We start from the raw sequence: 3,370 nt of genomic DNA on the forward strand, positions 1-3,370 counted from the left end.
TTTTGCATCCTATTTACTGACGTTTTTTGTCAATGACTTATTCATTATTGCCATTCGCTACCTGACCCGCAATAAGTCCCTCTACATTTCTCTCCAGTGCTGTCTAAAGTCAGGCTACCATCGCCTGCCATGCGTGTACCTGTTATAGGGGCCGCCGTAACTGTCCAATCTTTACTAGTAAGGGTAGTCGCATCATTAGGCGTGACAGTAACAATATATAAAGCTGTACCCGATGATGGAAAATTCACGCTACCATCCGTAGCAGGTGTACCTGACAATACAGAGGATAGTGGAATTCTATCGTAACGCTTATAGTTGGTTTTACTCGACTCTATGCGGGTTGCAATCTGCTGCATCTCACTCATCATATCCGCGCGATTTGTACGCTCAACGTAGCCCTGATAACTAGGATAGACAATGGCTGCCAATATACCAATGATGGCAACGACGATCATTAGCTCTATTAAGGTAAAGCCTGTCTGCGGCGCCGCCTTGATCGACGAGCTATGTGTAGTAGTACTATAGTAAATTACCATGTCGTCTGTCCCGTACCACAATCGGCATCCGTGATCTCAAAATCAGCACTGTTAGCGCAGCGTACGCCTTGGCTGGTTAGCATGAAGTTGTCTGCACCTACCATATCGATGGGCGTTGCTATCATAACCCAATTATTAGCGCGCCCGCCGCCTTGATGCAAGGTGCTAAAAGTCGTCGGTCCTGTCAGATGTCCCAGCGTGATCACATAACGCGGATTAGTAGTCGGTGAGTTTATCGCGCCCGTAGTATCGGCAATAGTATTAGGCTTAAAACCTTTATAGGTTAAGGCTTTGGCTCGCCACTGTTCAAGCTCATTACTCAGTGCGAGCATCTTGCTCTGCACATCGGCCTCCGCATTACGAATGATATAGGCGCGATAGCTTGGTATTGCGATGGCTGCCAATATAGCGAGTATGACGACAGTAATCATAAGTTCTATAAGCGTAAAGCCTATTTGTCGTGTGCTCTTATCATTCATTTGTATAGCCATATCAATGCTCAATCCAGCTTAATGGGTTGATGCGTTTGTCCGTATTGAAGCCAGCTAGAGGGTCACAATCTATACCCGTACACGCAGGCGGCTCAGGATCACAGTCACCATTTGGGCAGATGAGTTTGGGTGTGCAGTCGTCACCCTCACAGCGGTTCACTAGCCCACTAAATATACTGGTATCATTAAACTGGGTGACAATATTGTCGACAATACCTGAACCTGCATTGAAGGTAGAGCGAGCAGTTACTACTGCATTACCACTACTATCTAAGCAAGTACCGAAGGGCAAACAAGTGCGTTCGCGTTGAGTCGCCCCTTTGACACCAGCGCTACAAGCTTGAACAGCTTGACCCTTGTCAGGGTTATATGAAGAGGACACTAATATACCAGCTAGTGCATCAGGCTCATTGAACATTTTCATCTTGTAAGGGCCTGTAGTCTGCTTTGCCTCATTTAACCAAGTATCAAACGGCATATACCAGCCTTGGACAATACCTTTCTCCATGTTTTCTTTAATGCCTGCCCTAGCAGGTGCGCCTCCTGTTACCGCTGCTGCACTAATATCAGCGGCAGAAAATGTCAGTTTTTGTAGTTTGTCGTTTCTAGAAGTCGTACCTGCTACCTTGTTAATTGGTGTGCGTAAACTGATTGTCGGCGCTGTTCCTGTTCCATAGAAGAATAGATCACTACGAGACACGTCCTTATCGATGACGCTGTATAGCGCATTAGGAACACTCCTTGTTGCAGTTACTGGATTACTACGATCTCCTGTGCCTACTGTCACCATAGCTTGTACACCACTAGCAGTGCCTGACTGATTGTCCGCATCGATATAACCGTACCTGCCATTATAAAAAGTGATTAGCGGGCGCTCGTAAATACGTGGTGGCGCATCGCCAGTACCCACTTGGTCACTGACATCGAGCACTTTAACGACTCGATCTACTTTAAAGTTATTGGTATCTGCATTGTTATTGATATCAGCGCGCCAAACTTGTCCGCCTAAATCAGCAAAGTAGATATGATCAGTCAGACCATCATAGTTGCGGTCTAAGGTTCTAATCTGAGTCACGACGCTATGCTTAAGATCGTCTGCTTTAGAATACTGTAATGAGGCACTAGTAGCAGTAGAGGCAGCGGTAACACTAGTACCACTATTATTAGCCCACCATAACAACTTGCCATTACCAGTTGAGACATTTACTTTTTCTTCGTTATTGGCTTTGGTTTCAACTTCACCCATCTGCACCATATAGACGCCATTACCTTGAGCTGTCGTTTTACCATTACAGCCTGTAACCGTATTGGTTGTGACAGTAGAACCAAGCTTAAACTTTGGATCTTCGTAGCAGGTATCATAACCACCAGGTAAGAAGCTCACCATGACGCGTTTACCGCCGCTTTTAACGTAGCCTAGAGCAGGCTTGCCCCATGATTGACCCATTTTTGCGAAGGCTAGCTTTTCTGCTGCTACGGTGCTACTTGTAGTACCTGCTAGCACTGTTGGAGTGGCTCCAAGTTGATCTTGTAGCTTATTAGCGTAGTTAGAACCGACGCTATATATCATCTTAGGAGTACTAGGAGTTGAGACATCTAGGGCATAATACATAGAGCCGCCCATGCGTAGACCACCTAATGCAAAGCTCTGCTCCGCTTCAAAAGTATTCGTAGTGGTAGCTGCATCGCCCGTACCTGTCGTATTAGACTTTGTAGTGTAAGAGGCGTACGTTAGCCAAGGCGCATCGACACCATAAGGATAGCTGCCATCTTCGGCAGTACCATTGCCAACAAGTGCTTTGGGTTGTAAGTCAAGGATCTGCTTGGGCACAAAGGTAAAGACCTCCTTACCCGTGCTATCATCGAGCATATGCAGAGCGCCATCCATAGAACCATATATTACGTAATCTTCACGTTGACTAGTATCAAACTTGCCCGTAGCATCGACAGCTACTTTTTTGGTGATCAGCTGCGGTATAGAGTGCAGCACACCACCGACATTCTTCAGATCAGTATTTAATGAGGCAGTTATTGCGGTGCCATCAGTTACTGTCGTGCTTGTAGATTCACCATATCCCATAAAGTTTAGTAGCGCGATTTTTTTGGGGTTGGTATATCCATTGGCCGTCGTCAAATTATTAAAGTTTACAGGTTTCTTGTCTGCGGTGACTTTTAGATTGACTAAACTACTGCCATTATTTACAAACAGATTGCGACTGCCTGATGCGGTTGCACCTGTATTTTCAAATACCTTTTGGTAAGCACCGCCCACTTGCGGCAAACCTCGGTCAGGTCTTGAGGCAGCAACAGTATTCCATAAATCATAAGTATTTTTTGCAAACA

At 45.6% G+C, this 3,370-nt stretch carries 3 protein-coding genes; all 3 read right to left on the bottom strand.

Going from position 1 to position 3,370, the window contains the following annotated elements; all coding sequences use genetic code 11:
• Positions 1-44: 44 nt before the first annotated feature.
• The gene (locus tag ACTXGO_RS11410; RefSeq protein ID WP_443574574.1) at positions 45-536 is read right to left on the bottom strand and encodes a type IV pilin protein; all 492 of its coding nucleotides are present in this window, start codon (positions 534-536) and stop codon (positions 45-47) included.
• On the bottom strand, positions 530-1,015 hold the full coding sequence (locus ACTXGO_RS11415; protein WP_443574575.1) for a type IV pilin protein: 486 nt from the start codon (positions 1,013-1,015) through the stop codon (positions 530-532). The genes ACTXGO_RS11410 and ACTXGO_RS11415 overlap by 7 nt, the downstream gene beginning before the upstream one ends.
• Before the next feature lie 13 nt (positions 1,016-1,028).
• Positions 1,029-3,370 (bottom strand): pilus assembly protein (locus tag ACTXGO_RS11420; RefSeq protein ID WP_459112925.1); only part of this gene is annotated, 2,342 nt, incomplete at its 5' end.

This window comes from Psychrobacter sp. T6-1 (genome assembly GCF_052258445.1).